This is a genomic window from Serratia sp. AS12, from assembly GCF_000214195.1.
Taxonomy (GTDB): Bacteria; Pseudomonadota; Gammaproteobacteria; order Enterobacterales; family Enterobacteriaceae; genus Serratia; species Serratia plymuthica.
This window is the reverse complement of the sequence record NC_015566.1, coordinates 480066-497212: the sequence shown is the minus strand read 5'-3', so window position 1 is coordinate 497212 and position 17147 is coordinate 480066. Positions and strand designations below refer to the sequence as shown.

Sequence of the window (17147 nt, the reverse complement as noted above, 5' to 3'; positions counted from 1 at the left end):
AGCACCTATTCTTAAAACTTTAAAAGTAATATAAATGAGTAATTACCAGCGGCACTGGCCATTTACGCTATTAGCGTTTCTATTACCACCCAATGCGCCTTTATTATCACTATTATTCTTTGACTGACTATTTCTATCACAACCAACAACCCCAGTTAAGGCGCCAGCGAAAGCCATACCAATCATTCCAGGAGGACCACCAGGCATACCGGTAAAAGCACCAATAATGGCCCCAAATCCGACCTGATTGGCACAGGTATTAGGCGCACCACGGTCGGTTCTGTCGCGATCACCGCCGTTATTTCCATCCCCGCAACCGCCAATCAACTTCATCTCGTCTAACGTCAACTCCCTTATTGTTGACATAATATTTTTCCCTTTAATAAATGATTTAATATGTTCAATTAACATTAATCGACGATTTATTAACTGCAAATCACCACACGTTCAATAAACAATAATTATCAGCAACAATAAACAAAGTCAAATTAAATCAATATTAATCAAAAACGTTAATTGTAGATTTTAACTATTTAATTAAAACGAACCAATAATAATTAAAATAATAAAGACGTCAGGTCCGGCACCTTTATTTATTCACTCTTCTGCCGTTTGTGGAAGATTCTGCTCACAAATCCCACGCCGCAACCCAACAGGCTGTTAATGCTCTGCAACCGCAGAATCTGAAACCTCATCGCTGCGTTCAGAATTCAAGCATTGATTAATTCATTTGAATGAATTAATTTCAAGATTCCCTGACACGCAACAAGGAGTCACACCATGTTGATACCGCCAAAATCGTTATCCCATACCGAACGTGACCGCCGCTGGCAGCTGGCGCGCGACATTATTCATACGGAGGGCCTGGCAGCCCTGATCGTGTATGGCGATCGAGAGGCCGCCGCACCTGCCGGTTTCGCACCGGATTGTTATTTCACCAACGACCGCCCCGGCTCTATCGTGGTGTTTATCGGCAATGAACCCCCGCGGGTTTACACTTTCGCCTCACTGATGGTGGCCGATCATCTTCAGGCATCATTACGCGGTGACTTGCAGTGGATCGACGCGGAGCAGCTGTTTGTCGGCAAAAACGGCCCCGACGTCGGGGCCTGGCTGGCCAGCCGCCGGTTGGAGGGAACACGCATCGGCATTATCGGGCTAGAGCCCTATCCACCGTTCTACTTTGACGGCGCCATGCCCGCTCGTACCTTTCAAGGGTTGGCCGATGCCCTCCCGACGGCAACCTGGGTACCGGTATACCGTGAATTCTTCCGGCGTGCGTCGGTAAAAAGTGAAGAAGAACTCGCCTTGGTACGCTATGCCGCGCACATCGGCGAAACGATGTGTGAGGCTCTCCGAGCCACGGCACGGCCTGGCGTTTCCGAAGCGGATCTGGTGGCGGCGGTGACGGCAACCTGCTTTTCGATGGGCGGTTACACCGCCGAGCTATTGCTGGGTTCCGGACCCGAATACGTCGGCTGGGGGCCACCGGCCTGGCAATACCGCGCACAGGCGCCGCGGGTGTTGCAGGAAGGCGATCTCGTGCTGTCGGAGATCTTCGCGCTGTACGGTATGATGGAAACACAGCACCAGGCCGCTGTCGCCATCGGCGAAGTGCACCCGGAGATCTTGCGCGCCGCCGAGGTGGCCAGGGCGAGCTATGAAGCAGGGTTGCAAACGCTACGCGCGGGCAATACCTTCGGCGACGTAGTCGATGCCATGGAGCAACCGTTATTAGCCTCTGGGGGCTGGCATGTACATCCCTTGGTCCATAGCATCAACCCTTACGGCCCAGTAGGCTTCGGGACGGCGCCTGGCATAGAATCCTTGCCCGAGGCGGCTCGCTACGCGCAGCTCAAACGGTTGCCGACCGTAGGGCGCGATCTTCCGCTGCAGGCGGGCATGTGCTTCGCCTTCGAACCTAATTGCGCCTTCGGTCGGCACATGGCCAACATCGGCGGAACAGTATTGGTCGGGGACTCGGGCGGTGTGGCGCTTAATGAAAACTCTACGCGGTTGATGCAGTCAGACGGCTAGGCGAACCTATTATCAGGAGATGATGAACCCATGCAAGATCAGGACAGGCTCAGTGAACGAGCCCGCGAAACCCAGGAGCGGCTTATTCGGGCTGGATTGAGCCTGTTCAGCAAACAGGGGCTGGAAGGCGTACGCACCCGACAGCTGGCCGACGAAGCGGGCGTGAATCAGTCCGCCATTCCGTACCATTTTGGCGGCAAAGAAGGGGTGTATTTAGCGGTGCTTGAACACGTTGCCAACGGCATCGTTGAACACTTGGCATTGCCTCGTCTTTTGACTGACTCACAATCGCCGGCAGCAGCTTTGCAAGCGCTGATGCAGGATTTCGTCCGTGCCTTGCTGGGGTCTGAAACCTCTACAGCCAGCAGTCTGCTATTAGCACGCGAACAACTCCAGCCCAGTGCTGAGTTCGATGCCTTGTATTCTCGCTTGTTCTTACCGCTGCATCAGACCGTTAGCGAGTTAGTCGCGGCGATCCGCGGTCAAGACCCGGCCCTGCGGGAAAATATTCTGTGCGCTCACGCCATCATCGGCCAGGCGTTAGCCTTCTCCGTGGCGCGGGAGGCCCTGCTGCGTCGACTTGGCGAAAATGCATTACAGCCGCAGCAGGTGGCACAGATTGCCGGACTGGTAGGCGTTATGTCGGTCGCCGCCGCACAACACTAGATACGGCGTCGTCAGCTATGCACTCCGTTTACGAAACAGGCTGCGCAACGCCACGCTGTTGCGCAGAAAGCCCACGCCGACACCCAGCAGGGTGTAAATAATCCCCAGCACCAGCAGCATCACCACATCGCCCCATACTTCGTTAAGCGACAAGCCCATCTGGTTAACCCCGGCGATCGCCTTGGTGGCCCAGGTGGAGGGGATGCAATAGGAAATGGTCCGCACCCAGCCCGGCATCGCCTGCAGCGGCCAGATGGTGCCGGAGAGGTAGAATATCGGCGTAGTGATAAACGCCAGCGTCAGGTAGATCATCTCGACGCTGCGCAGGCACTCGGTCACCAGCTTGCCCAACCCCAGCACCGCCAGCAGGAACGGGAAGGTCAGCAACAGAATTTCCGGGATGCCCGCCGTCTGGCGGTAACCCAACACCCACGGCCACAGTACAAACAGCACGATCGACAGGAATAACCAGATCGGCAGCAGCGCCGTCAGCCCGCCCAGGTGTGCCGCCAACGGTGCTTTACCGCCCGGCGTACTCTTCATGGCGATGCTGACGCGTATGCAGGCGATCAACAACGAGTGCTGCAACAGCATGACCAGCAGGCCGGGGAAGATGATTGCCGCAAAGCTGATGCCGGGGTTGAACACGTCCAGCGTCTGCCCCACGATCGGCGTCAGGATCACCTGCGCCTGGCGTTCGCTGAAACCGCTGCGCAGCAGCAGCCCGGTGTTGTACTCCCCCAATAGCTGTTGGTAAGCCGCCACTACGTCCTGCTGGATCTGGCCGTTGGCCAAGCGGTTGGTCGCGTCGCCGTACACCGGCACCACGATATTCTGCCCGCTCAGGATCTTCTTCTCCAGATCCACCGGCATGATGATCACCGCAAACAGCTTGCGCCAGCCAAGGTCGCGCTGGGCTTGCTCCTGGCTGTCGTAGGTCTGGATCGCGATTTTCGAGGTGGCGTCCAGTTGGCGGATCAACTGGCGGCTGGCGGTGCTGTGATCCTGATCGACCACGCCCACCGGCAGATCCCACACCGTGCGGTTGGCATACACCATACTCATGATGCACAGCGACAAGATCAGCATCAGCCACATCGGCCGTTCCAACATGCCAAGCAGCACGCGGACAAAAGTTTGCCAATAGATCTTCATCCCGCGCCCCCTTCTTTCAGCAACCGCTGCAACAGCCGGTTACGCACCAGCAGCGCGGTAACCAGCGGGTAGACCGCCAGCAGCGCACAGACGCTGAAGATGGCACTGGCCGGCACCTGCCGCAGGAACACGTCAAACATGGCGTACAGCGCATGGGTCAGCGGCTCGATATTGGAGATAATGCGCGCCGGCAGCGGCATCGACAGCTCCGGCACCGCCATGCCCGAGAAGGTCAACGCGATACTCACCAGGATGCCGATCAGGCTGTAGGCCGTGATAATGCTGCCGGTAAAAGTGAACAGCAGCAGGCCGACGCTCTGCGCCGCCATCACGTAGAAAAAGGCGATCATCAGCATAAACAAGGGATTGCCGCTGACGCGGGCGTCAAAAATGCCCACCAGCGCCGCGATCTCCACCATCAGCAGGCTGGTGAAACACAGGGTGTAAGGTGCCAGTTTGCCGAGCAGCGCCAGGCTGAACGGCCTGGCCTTCAACAGCGACTTGCTGCGCGCCAGCACGTAGATCATGCAGGTCACCACAAACAGCTGCAACAGGTGAATGGTGGCCGCAAACTGCTGATAGTAAATATAGCTGCCGCTGGCGTTGAACAAACTGCCGTACGACAGCGTGACGTCCGCCAGCGGCGGCAACGTTTTGCCCATCTCGCCGGCGATGATGCTGCGGGTGCTGGCGTTGATTTCAGTCATCAGGCCGCTGAAATCCTGAGTGGAATACAGCCCGGCGCCGTAAAACAGCGCGTTGTAATACATCACCACGCTCGGCTGCTTGCCCGCCAGCGCGTTGGCTTCGAAATCCGGCGGTATGTAAAGCAGCGCATAATCCTGCGCGCTGCGCAGGCGGTGCAGTGATTCATCCAGCCCGCCATCGTAGGCTTCGACGTGGGCATGAGAGCCGGCATCCAGCCTGCGGATCAGCGATTTGGACAACGAGCTGTGATCGCTGTCCACCACCGAGACCGGCAAATCGAGCAAGGTGCCTTCCGAAAAGTTGCTGCTGATCAGGCCAAACAGCATCAACGGGAAGATCCAGCTCAACCAGTGCACCACCGGGCTGCGAAAGGCGATGCGGCACTCGTTGTCAAACGCGTGGCTGAAGCAGCGCCAACCGGCCCTTACTCTTTCCATAGCCATAGGCTGCTCATCCCCGGACGCAGGCCGTCCACCGGCTGTGACGGATACAGGCGAACTTCAAAGGTTTTCAGATCAAAGTCACCGGTGGCGCGGGTGGCGCGTTTGGTGGCGTAATCGCCCAGCGGCGCGATGTAACGCACCTCTGCCTCAATCATTTTGTTCTGCAGCGCCGGCACCCGCATTGGGATCTTATCGCCTTTGCGCACATGGGCCAGGATGTCCTCGCGCAGGTTAAACACGAAGTAGGCGTCCGGTACGCGGATCAGCGTCACCAGCGGGCTACCGGCATTCAGCAGTTCCCCCACTTCCGCCGGGATAGGCCCCACTTCGCCGTCCACCGGTGCTAAAACCCGCAGATCGTCGGTCTGGGCTTTCACTTCCAGCAGGTTCTCTTCCGCTGCCCGCAGCGCCGCGGCGTATTGCTGCCGCAGTTCGATACGGTCGCCGTTGACGCCTTCGTCCAGATTGGCCTTGGCGGCCTGCACCTGTTGGAAAGCGGTATCGCGCGAACGGCGCGAGCTATCCAACTCGGACTTCGAGATATAGCCTTTGCCGGCTACGCTCAGGTTGCGATTGTAATCATTCTGCGCATTGCGGTATTCCGCCTCGGCCTGCGCCAGGCTGGCGCGCAGATTGCGGATGCTCTCTTCACGCGTGCCATGCAGCGACTGATCAAGCTGCGCCTTGGCCTCATCGCGCGTCGCCTGTGCGGAACGTAACTGCGCCATCAGTTCCGGGCTGTCGAGCTGAATCATCGCCTGCCCGCCCTTTACGTCATCGCCACGCTCCACCAGGCGCTCGATCACCCGCCCCTTGGCTTTGGAGGCCACAATCACCTCCGGCGCATCCACCTCGCCCTGCAACAGCAGATCCTGATTATGCGCGCGGAACAATATCGCCAGAGCGATCGCCACCACCATCAACAACAGGGTAAACAGCGTCTTTTTTTTCATTATTCAGGCTCCCGGAACGGTAAGCGGCAGGTGGGGATCATCACGTCCATATTTTAATACGCTCTAAAAAGACCATTTTTCTCATGAGGATATCACAAGCACATATATCCTCTTTTATAACCCTAAATTGGATTATGCTTTTAACGCTAAAGCACATTCGACTTTGTAATTTGCAGACTCCTGCAATCGCCCTTTAAGCGATCACTCCTCTGATGGACGATGTCATGACTGAAAAAACCGTGGTACCGCTTTCGGTACTGGATTTATCCCCCATTCCGCAAGGGGCCAAACCGCGCGATGCGTTTCACGCCTCTTTAGATTTAGCACAGCATGCCGAAAAGTGGGGCTATCAGCGCTATTGGTTGGCGGAACATCACAATATGACCGGGATCGGCAGTGCGGCCACCTCGGTGTTGTTGGGCTTTCTGGCCGCCGGCACCCAGAGTATCCGCCTAGGTTCCGGCGGTGTGATGCTCCCTAACCATGCGCCGCTGGTGATCGCCGAGCAGTTTGGCACGCTGGAATCGTTGTATCCGGGGCGTATCGATCTGGGGCTTGGCCGCGCGCCCGGCACCGATCAGCGCACCATGATGGCGCTGCGGCGCCACCTGTCCGGCGAAGTGGATAACTTCCCGCGTGACGTGCAGGAACTGCAGCATTATTTCTGCGATGCGCAACCGGGCCAACCGGTGCAGGCAGTGCCGGGCCAGGGCTTGCATGTACCGATCTGGCTGCTGGGTTCGAGCCTGTACAGCGCACAGCTGGCGGCACAGCTTGGCCTGCCGTTCGCCTTCGCCTCCCACTTTGCGCCGGAAATGTTGTTCCAGGCGCTGAAGCTGTATCGCAATAACTTCAAACCTTCCGAGCAATGCGCACAGCCGCATGCCATGGTATGCGTCAACGTGGTGGCCGCCGACAGCGACGAAGAGGCCCGCCGGCTGTTCACCTCGATGCAACAGCAATTCATTAACCTGCGCCGCGGTTCGCCGGGCCCGCTGCCGCCGCCGGTGGACAATATCCACGCGCTGTGGAGCGCCGGGGAGCAATACGGTGTCGATCAGGCGCTGCGCATGTCTATAGTCGGTAATGAAAGCACCGTTCGCCACGGGCTGCAGGCGCTGCAGCGTGAAACCGGCGCGGATGAAATCATGGTCAACGGCCAGATCTTTGACCATCAGGCGCGGCTGCATTCGTTTGAGATTGTCGCCGGAGTGAAAGGCGATGTGGTGAAAGGCTAAATGAAAGGTGGGGGAAATGGCTTCCCCCACCTTTAACCGGGCCGTCAGGCCTGTTTTATCGCTTCCTGCACCTGCTGGCGGCGTTCGGCACGCAGAAACAGCAGCGTGCGGCTCAGCAACACCAGCATCAGGCAAAATTCGGCCGCAATCGCCACCAGCACCGCATTCAGGTAATTACCGGGCGCCAAATGCAGCATCTGCACCAGCAGCGTGCCCAGCAGGATCGGCCCCAGCCCCAACGCCGTCTGTTGCACCGTAGCCAGCATGGCACTGCCGGAGCCGGCGTGCTCTGTCGGTACGTCAGACAGGCCGATGCGGAAGAAACTGCTGACGATAAACGCCTGCCCGAAGCCAATCAATACCGTCGCCGGGATCAAATTCCACAGCCCCGGATGCGGCCAGACCAGTTTCAACGTCAGCATCAGCGCCAACAGACCCACCATCTGGATCAGGCAGCCAAACATCAGCGTCCGCACCTTGCCGAAGTGCTCCACCACCGTGCTGCTCAGCAGCGATGAAAGAAAATAGGCCGCCCCGAGCGCGATAAACGCATTGCCTGACTGGAATGAGCTCAGCCCTGCTCCGGACTGCAGCGTCAGCGCCATCACAAACATAAAACCGCTCCAGCAGGAGAAGAACAGGATGGCGATCACCAGCCCGAAGCGCACGCTCGGCAAGCGCAGCAGCGCCGGCGGCAACAGCGGGAAATTACGCCGTTGCTCCTGCCGCCGTTCAACCTGCCACAGTAACCACAACAGCGGGATGCTGGCCGCCAGCAGCACCAGGCAAGGCCACGGCCAGTGCCATACCGGCCCCAATGCCAGCGGGAACAGCAGGCAGGCGATGGTCAATCCAAGCAACAGCGTGCCGGGGAGATCGACATTCACCCGCTTCTCCCCACGGGTATTCGGCACCCAGCGGTGGGCGCAGGCCAGCACCAACAGGCACACCGGAATATTAATCAGGAATACGCTGCGCCAGCCGCTGCCGGCAATATCCAGGGTGATCAGCAACCCGCCCAGCACCTGGCCGACGATAAATGCCAGCCCACCGATAGCCCCGTACATTCCCAGCGCCTTGGTATGTTCGCGGCCCCGCAGGCACACATGAATGGTGGCCAGGATTTGCGGCACGATAAACGCCGCGCCAACCCCCTGCAACACGCGAGCCACCAGCAACAGCCAGACGGAGTTCGCCAACCCGCACAGCAATGAGGCCACGGCAAATATCCGCACGCCCCACAGGAACAGGGTACGCCGCCCCAGGTTATCCCCCAAGCGGCCGCCCATCGCCAGACAGACGGCGAACGCCACGCCGTAGACCGCCACAATCAGTTCCAACTGCGCCGGGCTGGCTCCCAGCGACTGTGCTATCGCATCCAGCCCGACATTGACGATGGAAAAATCGATCATCGGCAGCAACTGCCCCGCCAATAAAATAATTAACCCCGCGCGGCCCAGCTTGGCCGCCGTTGATGATGCGCTCATGGTTCTCATCCATTGTGTTACCCCAAGAATGTGATTAGCATCACCCTTAAAGCAAACGGGTACCAGTGCTTGATTATCATGGTATAAAAACTACCGGTCTTGTTGCAGGAGTAAATTATTCATGCCCGTAACTACCCGCACTGCCTCTGGTGTTCACGCCGACAACCGCAAGCTGTTGGGCGCTTTTCTACGCACACGCCGCGAGAGCCTCGATCCCAACCGGCTGGGGCTTGCGCGTATGCGTCAACGTCGCACGCCCGGCCTGCGCCGCGAAGAAGTCGCGCAGTTGGCCGACGTTGGCATCACCTGGTACACCTGGTTGGAACAGGGGCGGCCGATTCAAGCCTCGCCAAAAACGCTGACCGCGATCGCCAATGCACTGCAATGCAACGAAGCGGAAACTCACCACCTGTTCAGGCTGGCGGGACAAAGCTTGCCGGCGTCTACGCAACGCGACGGCTGCGAGCCGTTGTCGGCATACGGGCAAAAAATCCTTGACCAACTCGACCCGCTGCCAGCAATCATTTCCAACGCACGCTTCGATATCCTGGGTTTCAACCGGGCCTATTGTCTGCTGATGGGCGTCGAACTTGCCGAACTGCCACCGGAAGATCGCAACTGTATCTATTTGGCGTTCACCCACGAACACTGGCGTGCCAGCCAATTGGACTGGGATGAAGTGATGCCGAAAATGGTGGCGCTGTTTCGCGCGCAGATGGCGGAGCATTTGGGCGAACCGATCTGGGAGGCGCAACTGGCGCGCTATCTGGCGGTCTCTGAGGATTTCCGCACCCTCTGGGAACGGCATGAGGTGCGCAGCATCGACAACAACGTCAAACGCTTTCGCCATCCTTTAGTGGGGGTGATGAGCCTGCGGCAGAATAACTGGTGGTCGGCGCCGCGCAACGGCGACCGGATGTTGGTGTACGTACCGGCAGATGAGCAGAGTGAACGCCGCCTGCATCAGTTGACCGGCGGCGCAGAGTAACCTTGGTGTCAGCGTTGGATAAGGTAGCGGATGGTCGGGCCGTCCTGCTGGATATCCAGCACCTTGTAACCGTGGTTGCGCGCGTCGAGCGGGATGTTATTGATCGACTGCGGGCAATCGCTGATTACCTCAAGAATTTCTCCCGGTTTCAGCTGCGGCATGGCTTCCAGTGTCGCCACCGCCGGGTAGGGGCAAGGCTCGCCGAGCATGTCCAGCCGGTAATCCGGTACTATCGCCGTCTGTTTCATGACACTCTCCTTAAATTAACCACCTGTGCGTCGGGTTTGGCACGGAAAAAACGTTTCTCCCACCACAGCATCGCGGCAAACGCCAGCGCCAGCAGCAGGTAAGTGACCAGCAGGCCGCCGATCGGCCCGAAGGTGTCCAGCAGGTTGACCTTGTCGTAGTCGGTAGCCAGCGCCGGGGCCAAATCGTCCCAGTAGTAAGCCAGCAGCGTGGCGCCGATGATATTGCCCAGCCCGACCCACCAATAATGCACCTGACCTTCCACCGCGCGGTACATCCAGCCGGTCTCGCAGCCGCCGGCCAGTACGATGCCGAAACCGAACAGTAGCCCGCCAATCACCGCATTGGGGCCGGCCCACATGATTTTAGGCGCAACGCCGAGCTGCACGTAACTGAAAATACCGATGGCACTGACCGCCATGCCGATAATGATTGCTTTCGCCATGTGGGTGCGGCCGGTGATCCACAGATCGCGGAACGCCGAGGTGAAGCAGATCTGCGCGCGTTCAATCAACAGACCAAAGCCGATGCCGAACAGCATGGCGATACCCAGCTTCGGCGCATCAAACAGCGTCCATAGCGACCAGGCGATCGACAGGCAAAAAATCACCATTCCCAGGCGGAAACGGCGGCGCGCCTGCTCTGGTTTTTGCGTCAGCGGCGCGGCAGCCTGCACTTTTTGCAGTTTTATCGGAATACGAAACAGCGGTAGCAGGGTAAATTTGGCGCCAAAGTAAGAACCGGCTGCGGTCGCCAGCGCGAAGAACCAGGCGTGCAGCGAGAACTGCGGAATGCCGGTAAAGAATGCCGCCAGGTTACACCCCATCGCCAACCGCGCGCCAAAGCCGGCGATAATGCCGCCCAACAACGCCTGCACAATGCGGATACGGTGCTGTGGCCGGCGTAGCTTGATGTTGTTGGCCCACAGCGCGGCGGCGATACAGCCGGCGAACATACCGATGATCATCCGGCCGTCGATGCGTTGCAGCGGCGTGCCCTCAAGGCCAATAACCTTAAAGTAACCCCATTGCTCAGGATGCAGACCGAACGCCTGCAACAGATGGCCGCCCCAGCGGGTAAATTCGCCGGTTACCGCCCAGAAGGTGCCGGTCATGCCGAAGTAGTAAGTCGAGAGTATCCCGGCGGCAATCACCGCCGGCAGTGGCGCCCAAAAGCGCACCAGATATTGAGATTTAAATTGCTGCCAACTCATGGCATCTCCTGTGCGTAGTATCCATAAGAAAAAACCTTATAAAGGATACGTCATTTAACCGCGCTTAACGGCAAATTTCAGGCATAAAAAAACCAGCCCGAAGGCTGGTTTTTCAGTGTGACTAACCGCGAACGGTTAAATCAGACGTTATGCATCACCGAAACGGCGACGTGGTGCAGCCGGAGCGGCATCATCACGACGCGGTGCGCGTTGACCGTCACGGCTGGCGTTGCCACGACGTTCGCCAGTTGCAGCAGGAGCACCGCCTTCGCGACGCTCACTGAAAGAACGACGCGGAGCACCGGCGCCGGCACCTTCACGGCGTTCACCGTTGAACGGACGAGCACCGCCACGACGCTCGCCACCTGCACCTGGAGCACCGCCTTCGCGACGCTCACGACGTTCATGCGGCTGTGCATCGCCCAGCAATTGCATGTTCATCGGCTTGTTCAGGATGCGGGTACGGGTGAAGTGAGACAGGATCTCGCCCGGCATGCCTTTTGGCAGTTCGATGGTGGAATGGCCGGCAAACAGCTTGATGTTACCGATGTAACGGCTGCTGATATCACCTTCGTTAGCGATCGCGCCAACGATATGACGAACTTCCACGCCGTCATCACGGCCCACTTCAATGCGGTACAGCTGCATTTCGCCAACGTCACGACGTTCGCGACGTGGACGCTCAGCACCACCGTCACGGCTGTCTGGACGCGCTTCACGGCGACGGTCGTTGCCACGATCAGAGCCACGCTCGTCACGGTCGTTGAACTCACGACGTTGACGCGGTTTGAACACCGGATCCGGTGGCAGAATCAGAGGACGTTCGCCCTGCGCCATTTTCAGCAGTGCTGCGGCCAGGGTTTCCATTTCCAGCTCTTCTTCCGGCTGCAGTTTAGCCAGCAGTGCGCGGTACATGTCCAGATCGCTGCTTTCCAGCTGTTGCTGTACTTTAGCGGCGAACTTGGCCAGACGACGCTCACCCAGCAGCTCTGCATTCGGCAGTTCAACTTCTGGAATGGTCAGCTTCATGGTGCGTTCGATGTTGCGCAGCAGGCGGCGTTCGCGGTTTTCCACGAACAGCAGCGCGCGGCCGGCGCGACCAGCACGACCGGTACGGCCGATACGGTGAACGTAAGACTCGGAATCCATAGGGATGTCGTAGTTCACAACCAGGCTGATACGCTCAACGTCCAGACCACGAGCGGCAACGTCGGTAGCGATCAGGATATCCAGACGACCGTCTTTCAGACGCTCCAGGGTCTGCTCACGCAGTGCCTGGTTCATGTCGCCGTTCAGTGCGGCGCTGCTGTAACCGCTGCGCTCCAGCGCTTCAGCCACTTCCAGGGTCGCGTTTTTGGTACGCACGAAGATGATCGCCGCATCAAAGTCTTCAGCTTCCAGGAAACGCACCAGCGCTTCGTTCTTGCGCATGCCTTGCGCAGTCCAGTAGCTCTGGCTGATGTCCGGACGGGTAGTGATGCTGGACTGAATGCGCACTTCCTGCGGATCTTTCATGAAGCGACGGGTAATGCGACGGATCGCTTCCGGCATGGTTGCAGAGAACAGCGCGGTCTGATGTTCAGCCGGGATCTCCGCCATGATGGTTTCTACGTCTTCGATAAAGCCCATGCGCAGCATTTCGTCGGCTTCATCCAGCACCAGACCGCTCAGGTTAGAGAGGTTCAGCGTGCCGCGTTTCAGGTGGTCCAGCAGACGGCCTGGGGTACCCACTACGATTTGTGGGCCCTGACGCAAGGCGCGCAGCTGCACGTCGTAACGTTGGCCGCCGTACAGGGCAACAACGTTAACGCCAGTCATATGTTTAGAGAAATCAGTCATCGCTTCAGCAACCTGAACCGCCAGTTCGCGGGTCGGCGCCAGCACCAGAATCTGTGGTGCCTTCAGGGAAGCGTCAAGGTTGTGCAGCAGTGGCAGCGAGAACGCTGCAGTTTTACCGCTACCGGTCTGTGCCATGCCCAGCACATCACGGCCGTTCAACAGGTGAGGAATACACTCAGCCTGGATCGGTGACGGTTTTTCGTAGCCCAGATCGGTCAGGGCAGAAATGATAGGAGCAGACAGCCCCAGGTCAGCAAAAGAGGTTTCAAGCTCAGTAGTCATGTACACGTGCCTCATTAATAATGGCGGCCAGTCTACATAACTCGTCGAGAAAATTTTCAGTCATTTTCATTGAAAAGTGTGAACCGGCTCAAATTAGATTATAAAACGAACAAAGAAGCCCTCGCCCGTTAAGGCGATAACTTTGGCAAAAAAACCAATGTATATCAGGCTGATAGTTGTTCGTCAGCTATTGCTGGTCCGATTCCGATAGGTCGTCTTGTTCTTGGCCCAACAGCGCCAATTCCAACAATGCATAGCGGTGCTCAACGAAATTATGAACGTTGTTAGCAACCGTCAGTTTGAACAGCGCCGAAGCGGTGTCCTTGTCCCCCAGACTCAGGTAGTGTTTACCCAAATAGAAGTCAGTTTCACTGAGATGCTCAGCGAGCGAAGTGTTATCCGTTGCATCTGCCTTGAGCTTTTCCATCAGCGTTTTTTCACTGATGTTGCCCAGGTAGAATTCGACAATATTCCATCCCCATTGCCCTCGGTTCGCTTTGTCATAACGCTGCTGGAGCGCTACGTCAGCCTTCTTGGGATCGATTTCTCTTTCCACAAGATACAGCCACAACGAACGGAAGGGATCGTTTGGGTCGTCTTGATAAAACGCCTGCAGATCATCCTGCGCCAACGGGAAGCGGCCGCCATAATACAGTGCGATGCCCCGGTTTAAACGCGCGTAATTGTAAGTTGGATCAAGCTCTAGTACAGAATCAAACGCTTCATAGGCAGCATCAAAATTGCCTGCCTGCGTTAAGTAAATGCCCAGGTAGTTGAAAACTTCCGGCATATCAGGACGTATCGCCAGCGCTTGCGAGAAATCATTGCGCGCCAGTGCACGTAGCCCGAGGCTATCATACAGCACACCGCGCTCATATAAAAGCTGCGCACGCTCATCGTCCGTCAGTGCCCGGCTGGCAAGTATTTGTTCCATGCGCGCCAGGATCACTTCCTGCTGCAGCGTTGGCTGCAACGGGATCGCCAAAACTTCGTCTTTACGCCAATCATGGTTGCTGCATCCTGCCAGCATGAGTGCTGTCGCAACGTAACACCAGCGCAAGAAAGGCTTCATTTCCCACTCCCGAAGACAAACATTGGATGAACATCCTGTCATCCGTTTGCTAATACGCAGGCATCCTACCCGCGCGATACGAACAGCTCCCAACCCCATGGCTGGGAGCTGTAAATCTATCTATACAGTTATTCTGCTTCAGGCGCAGGTGCAGATGAACCTGCTTCTGGCGCTGTAGCTTCTTTGATGCTCAGACGCACACGGCCCTGACGGTCAACTTCCAGTACCTTAACCGGTACTTCCTGACCCATCTGCAGATAGTCGGTCACTTTCTCAACGCGCTTGTCAGCGATTTGAGAGATGTGCACCAGACCTTCTTTACCGCCACCGATCGCCACGAATGCGCCGAAATCAACGATACGAGTCACTTTACCTTGGTAAATACGGCCCACTTCGATCTCTGCGGTGATCTCTTCGATGCGGCGGATAGCGAACTTGGCTTTCTCACCGTCGGTAGCAGCAATTTTAACCGTACCATCATCTTCGATTTCGATGGTAGTGCCGGTCTCTTCGGTCAGCGCACGGATGACAGAGCCGCCTTTACCGATCACGTCTTTGATCTTGTCCGGGTTGATTCGGATAGTGTGGATACGTGGTGCGAACTGAGAGATATCGCCACGCGGGGTGCTGATAGCCTGTTCCATCACGCCCAGGATGTGCAGACGCGCGCCCTTGGCCTGGTTCAGTGCCACCTGCATGATTTCGCGGGTGATGCCTTCAATTTTAATGTCCATCTGCAGCGCGGTAATACCGTCACGGCTACCGGCTACTTTGAAGTCCATGTCGCCCAGGTGATCTTCGTCACCCAGAATGTCGGACAGAACGACAAAGTTATCTTGTTCTTTAACCAGGCCCATTGCGATACCCGCAACGGCTGCCTTGATTGGCACGCCTGCGTCCATCAGCGCCAGAGAGGCACCACAGACAGAAGCCATTGAAGAAGAACCGTTGGATTCGGTGATTTCAGAAACCACACGCACCGTGTACGGGAAATCTTCTGGTTTAGGCATCATAGCCAATACACCGCGTTTCGCCAGGCGACCGTGACCAATTTCACGACGTTTAGGCGAACCCACCATACCGGTCTCACCTACGGAGTACGGAGGGAAGTTGTAGTGGAACAGGAAGCTGTCGGTTTTCTCACCCATCAGCTCATCCAGGTTTTGCGCGTCACGGGCGGTGCCCAGCGTTGCAGTAACCAGAGCCTGAGTCTCGCCACGGGTGAACAGTGCGGAACCGTGGGTACGCGGCAGCACGCCGGTGCGCACGTCCAGACCACGGATCATGTCTTTTTCACGGCCGTCGATACGCGGCTCGCCACGCAGCACGCGGCTACGTACAACGTTTTTCTCAACGCTGCCCAGGATGTCCTGAATTTCAGACGCGTCCAGGGTTTCGTCCTGTGCCAGCAGGGCTTCAACTACGCTGCTCTTGATCGCATCTACCTGAGCGTAACGCTCTTGTTTCTCGGTGATGTGATAAGCGTCGCCCAGACGGCTTTCTGCCAGTTCTGCAACGCGCGCGTGCAGCGCTTCGTTGACTGCAGGTGCCTGCCAGTCCCACTTAGGCTTGCCGGCTTCGGCAACCAGGGAGTTGATGTTTTCGATAACAATCTGCTGTTGCTCGTGGCCAAACACCACCGCGCCCAGCATCTGATCTTCGCTCAGAACGTCAGCTTCGGATTCAACCATCAGCACTGCGCCAGCGGTACCGGCAACGACCAAGTCCAGGCTGCTTTCTTTCAGCTCGTCGGTCGTTGGGTTCAGCACGTACTGATTGTTGATGTAACCCACGCGTGCAGAGCCGATTGGGCCATTGAACGGAATACCGGACAGGCTCAGGGCAGCAGAAGCGCCGATCATCGCAACGATGTCCGGGTTTACCTGCGGGTTAACGGAAACTACGGTCGCGATCACTTGAACTTCATTCAGGAAGCTGTCCGGGAACAGTGGACGGATCGGACGGTCAATCAGGCGTGAGGTCAGGGTTTCGCCTTCGCTCGGACGGCCTTCACGACGGAAGAAGCTGCCCGGGATACGACCAGCAGCGTAAGTACGCTCCTGATAGTTAACGGTCAGTGGGAAGAAGCTTTGGCCTGGCTTGGCTTTTTTCTGGCCAACTACGGTAACGAATACTGCGGTGTCATCCATGCTCACCATAACGGCGGCGGTGGCCTGACGAGCCATCATACCGGTCTCGATGGTGACGGTATGCTGGCCATACTGGAATTTGCGAATGATCGGTGTCAGCAAAATTATATCCTTGATTAACGGCGCGCAATCGTATTGACGACTCGACACGCCAGTGACTCGATTTGCCTTCTCACTACATCCTCGCGACTAATGACAATCCTTATCTCAAGCCTGAGACAAAGCCTCTCATTAGCCGCGCGAACCTCTGTAACGGAAGAACCTGTTTGGAAACATCAGTAATACATTAACCTGATTTGCTTATGCTTCCTAGAAGAAAGGGGCCAAAATAGGCCCCTTTCCGCTGAAACTTGCTAGATTAGCGACGCAGACCCAGACGCTCGATCAGGCTGGTGTAACGTGCTACATCTTTACGCTTCAGGTAATCCAGCAGCTTACGACGCTGAGAAACCATACGCAGCAGACCACGACGGCTGTGGTGATCTTTTTTGTGTTCTGAGAAGTGGCCTTGCAGATGGTTGATCTGCGCAGTCAACAGGGCAACCTGAACTTCGGTAGAACCGCTGTCGTTAGTACCACGACCAAAATCAGCTACGATTTGAGCTTTAGCTTCAACACTTAGAGACATTGTCATACTCCAGATTATAGATAATAAATACAGGCGCCGATC

The 17147-nt window shown here is 57.1% G+C and carries 16 protein-coding genes; 4 read left to right on the top strand and 12 right to left on the bottom strand.

Annotated elements, in window-relative coordinates:
- Positions 1 to 42: 42 nt before the first annotated feature.
- Entirely contained in the window at positions 43 to 411 is a 369-nt protein-coding gene (locus tag SERAS12_RS26135; protein ID WP_143760023.1) for a hypothetical protein, read from the bottom strand.
- Positions 412 to 780: 369 nt separating this feature from the next.
- On the opposite strand from SERAS12_RS26135, the gene SERAS12_RS02305 reads away from it, so the two are divergent.
- Positions 781 to 2037 (top strand): Xaa-Pro peptidase family protein, encoded by a 1257-nt coding sequence (locus tag SERAS12_RS02305; protein WP_013811288.1) that lies wholly within the window; start codon positions 781 to 783, stop codon positions 2035 to 2037.
- Between the two features lie 30 nt (positions 2038 to 2067).
- On the top strand, positions 2068 to 2703 hold the full coding sequence (locus SERAS12_RS02300; protein ID WP_013811287.1) for a CerR family C-terminal domain-containing protein: 636 nt from the start codon (positions 2068 to 2070) through the stop codon (positions 2701 to 2703).
- 15 nt (positions 2704 to 2718) lie between these two features.
- Here the strand turns inward: SERAS12_RS02300 and SERAS12_RS02295 are convergent, their stop codons facing one another.
- From SERAS12_RS02295 to SERAS12_RS02285, 3 genes are read right to left on the bottom strand one after another with little or no spacing between them, the layout of a single operon-like run.
- Positions 2719 to 3858 carry an ABC transporter permease gene (locus tag SERAS12_RS02295; protein WP_013811286.1) on the bottom strand — a complete coding sequence of 380 codons (1140 nt, stop codon included), beginning with the start codon at positions 3856 to 3858 and terminating at the stop codon, positions 2719 to 2721.
- Complete coding sequence (locus SERAS12_RS02290) at positions 3855 to 5009, bottom strand: ABC transporter permease (RefSeq protein WP_013811285.1); 1155 nt, start codon at positions 5007 to 5009, stop codon at positions 3855 to 3857. Before SERAS12_RS02290 ends, SERAS12_RS02295 begins: the two co-directional genes overlap by 4 nt.
- Positions 4991 to 5962, bottom strand: coding sequence for an HlyD family secretion protein (locus tag SERAS12_RS02285; RefSeq protein WP_013811284.1), 972 nt, complete (start codon positions 5960 to 5962; stop codon positions 4991 to 4993). The genes SERAS12_RS02290 and SERAS12_RS02285 overlap by 19 nt, the downstream gene beginning before the upstream one ends.
- A 224-nt stretch (positions 5963 to 6186) precedes the next feature.
- Here SERAS12_RS02285 and SERAS12_RS02280 point away from each other — a divergent pair, with 224 nt between their 5' ends.
- Complete coding sequence (locus tag SERAS12_RS02280; RefSeq protein WP_013811283.1) at positions 6187 to 7200, top strand: LLM class flavin-dependent oxidoreductase; 1014 nt, start codon at positions 6187 to 6189, stop codon at positions 7198 to 7200.
- 44 nt (positions 7201 to 7244) lie between these two features.
- Here the strand turns inward: SERAS12_RS02280 and SERAS12_RS02275 are convergent, their stop codons facing one another.
- Positions 7245 to 8687: an MFS transporter gene (locus tag SERAS12_RS02275; protein ID WP_013811282.1), complete on the bottom strand. Its 1443-nt coding sequence runs from the start codon at positions 8685 to 8687 to the stop codon at positions 7245 to 7247.
- A gap of 121 nt (positions 8688 to 8808) precedes the next feature.
- Here SERAS12_RS02275 and SERAS12_RS02270 point away from each other — a divergent pair, with 121 nt between their 5' ends.
- Positions 8809 to 9675 carry a helix-turn-helix transcriptional regulator gene (locus SERAS12_RS02270; protein ID WP_013811281.1) on the top strand — a complete coding sequence of 289 codons (867 nt, stop codon included), beginning with the start codon at positions 8809 to 8811 and terminating at the stop codon, positions 9673 to 9675.
- A gap of 8 nt (positions 9676 to 9683) precedes the next feature.
- Here the strand turns inward: SERAS12_RS02270 and yedF are convergent, their stop codons facing one another.
- The 7 genes from yedF to rpsO all read right to left on the bottom strand — a co-directional run bounded on the left by yedF (position 9684) and on the right by rpsO (position 17105).
- Positions 9684 to 9923: a sulfurtransferase-like selenium metabolism protein YedF gene (gene yedF / locus SERAS12_RS02265; protein ID WP_012004955.1), complete on the bottom strand. Its 240-nt coding sequence runs from the start codon at positions 9921 to 9923 to the stop codon at positions 9684 to 9686.
- Positions 9920 to 11134 carry a selenium metabolism membrane protein YedE/FdhT gene (yedE, locus tag SERAS12_RS02260; protein WP_013811280.1) on the bottom strand — a complete coding sequence of 405 codons (1215 nt, stop codon included), beginning with the start codon at positions 11132 to 11134 and terminating at the stop codon, positions 9920 to 9922. The genes yedF and yedE overlap by 4 nt, the downstream gene beginning before the upstream one ends.
- Positions 11135 to 11281: 147 nt before the next feature.
- Positions 11282 to 13255 (bottom strand): DEAD/DEAH family ATP-dependent RNA helicase, encoded by a 1974-nt coding sequence (locus SERAS12_RS02255; protein ID WP_013811279.1) that lies wholly within the window; start codon positions 13253 to 13255, stop codon positions 11282 to 11284.
- Positions 13245 to 13319: a protein YrbN gene (gene yrbN, locus SERAS12_RS26720; RefSeq protein ID WP_223499600.1), complete on the bottom strand. Its 75-nt coding sequence runs from the start codon at positions 13317 to 13319 to the stop codon at positions 13245 to 13247. The genes SERAS12_RS02255 and yrbN overlap by 11 nt, the downstream gene beginning before the upstream one ends.
- A 123-nt stretch (positions 13320 to 13442) precedes the next feature.
- A complete protein-coding gene (nlpI, locus tag SERAS12_RS02250) occupies positions 13443 to 14327 on the bottom strand; it encodes a lipoprotein NlpI (protein WP_004952871.1) in 885 nt (294 codons plus the stop codon).
- A gap of 128 nt (positions 14328 to 14455) precedes the next feature.
- Positions 14456 to 16579 carry a polyribonucleotide nucleotidyltransferase gene (gene pnp, locus SERAS12_RS02245; protein WP_013811278.1) on the bottom strand — a complete coding sequence of 708 codons (2124 nt, stop codon included), beginning with the start codon at positions 16577 to 16579 and terminating at the stop codon, positions 14456 to 14458.
- A gap of 256 nt (positions 16580 to 16835) precedes the next feature.
- A complete protein-coding gene (rpsO, locus tag SERAS12_RS02240) occupies positions 16836 to 17105 on the bottom strand; it encodes a 30S ribosomal protein S15 (RefSeq protein WP_004933502.1) in 270 nt (89 codons plus the stop codon).
- Positions 17106 to 17147: the final 42 nt, after the last annotated feature.

What these genes read in the sequence shown, in the direction of transcription:
- SERAS12_RS26135 (WP_143760023.1), bottom strand. Translation starts at nt 411, where the DNA reads ATGTTAATTGAACATATTAAATCATTTATTAAAGGGAAAAATATTATG.
- SERAS12_RS02305 (WP_013811288.1), top strand. Translation starts at nt 781, where the DNA reads ATGTTGATACCGCCAAAATCGTTATCCCATACCGAACGTGACCGCCGC.
- SERAS12_RS02300 (WP_013811287.1), top strand. Translation starts at nt 2,068, where the DNA reads ATGCAAGATCAGGACAGGCTCAGTGAACGAGCCCGCGAAACCCAGGAG.
- SERAS12_RS02295 (WP_013811286.1), bottom strand. Translation starts at nt 3,858, where the DNA reads ATGAAGATCTATTGGCAAACTTTTGTCCGCGTGCTGCTTGGCATGTTG.
- SERAS12_RS02290 (WP_013811285.1), bottom strand. Translation starts at nt 5,009, where the DNA reads ATGGCTATGGAAAGAGTAAGGGCCGGTTGGCGCTGCTTCAGCCACGCG.
- SERAS12_RS02285 (WP_013811284.1), bottom strand. Translation starts at nt 5,962, where the DNA reads ATGAAAAAAAAGACGCTGTTTACCCTGTTGTTGATGGTGGTGGCGATC.
- SERAS12_RS02280 (WP_013811283.1), top strand. Translation starts at nt 6,187, where the DNA reads ATGACTGAAAAAACCGTGGTACCGCTTTCGGTACTGGATTTATCCCCC.
- SERAS12_RS02275 (WP_013811282.1), bottom strand. Translation starts at nt 8,687, where the DNA reads ATGAGCGCATCATCAACGGCGGCCAAGCTGGGCCGCGCGGGGTTAATT.
- SERAS12_RS02270 (WP_013811281.1), top strand. Translation starts at nt 8,809, where the DNA reads ATGCCCGTAACTACCCGCACTGCCTCTGGTGTTCACGCCGACAACCGC.
- yedF (WP_012004955.1), bottom strand. Translation starts at nt 9,923, where the DNA reads ATGAAACAGACGGCGATAGTACCGGATTACCGGCTGGACATGCTCGGC.
- yedE (WP_013811280.1), bottom strand. Translation starts at nt 11,134, where the DNA reads ATGAGTTGGCAGCAATTTAAATCTCAATATCTGGTGCGCTTTTGGGCG.
- SERAS12_RS02255 (WP_013811279.1), bottom strand. Translation starts at nt 13,255, where the DNA reads ATGACTACTGAGCTTGAAACCTCTTTTGCTGACCTGGGGCTGTCTGCT.
- nlpI (WP_004952871.1), bottom strand. Translation starts at nt 14,327, where the DNA reads ATGAAGCCTTTCTTGCGCTGGTGTTACGTTGCGACAGCACTCATGCTG.
- rpsO (WP_004933502.1), bottom strand. Translation starts at nt 17,105, where the DNA reads ATGTCTCTAAGTGTTGAAGCTAAAGCTCAAATCGTAGCTGATTTTGGT.